Consider the following 571-nt stretch of genomic DNA (forward strand, 5'->3'; position numbering starts at 1 on the left):
CGACGAGGGTGCGCACCGGCCCGGCCGTGGTCGTGCTCGCCGGCGCCGCACTGGTGGCGGTCCTCGACGGCACGGTCGTCGCCGTCGCCCTCGACCGGCTCTGCGCCGCGTTCGACGCGCCGCTCACCACGATCGTCTGGGTCACGATCGCCTACCTGCTCGCCGCGGCGTCCGCGCTGCCACTGCTGGGCTACGCCAGCGTCCGCCTCGGCGGGCGCACGGTGTTCCTCGCCGGCCTCGGGCTGTTCGGACTCGGCTCGCTGCTGTGCGCGCTGGCCGGCTCACCCGCCACCCTGATCGCCGCGCGGGTCGTGCAGGGCTTCGGCGGCGGGCTGCTCGAACCGTCCGCGATGGCGCTCGCCGCCGGCCTGGCCCGCCCCGAGGCGATGGGCCGGGTCCTCGCCGCGCTCTCCACCGTCGTCAACGTCGCGCCCGCCGCCGGGCCGTTGCTCGGCGGGCTGCTGCTGCGCACCGGGGACTGGCAGTGGCTGTTCCTCGTCAACCTGCCCCTGGGCCTGGCCGTCGCCGCCGGCGCCCTCGTCTTCGTCCCGGCCACCCCCCGTGACCCGGG

General features: G+C 77.4%; 1 protein-coding gene. It reads left to right on the forward strand.

Annotated elements, in window-relative coordinates; translation table 11 throughout:
- Positions 1 to 571 (forward strand): MFS transporter (locus MXD58_RS24660; protein ID WP_250610044.1); only part of this gene is annotated, 571 nt, incomplete at both ends.

This window comes from Frankia sp. AgKG'84/4, assembly GCF_023242965.2.
Classification (GTDB): domain Bacteria; phylum Actinomycetota; class Actinomycetes; order Frankiales; family Frankiaceae; genus Frankia.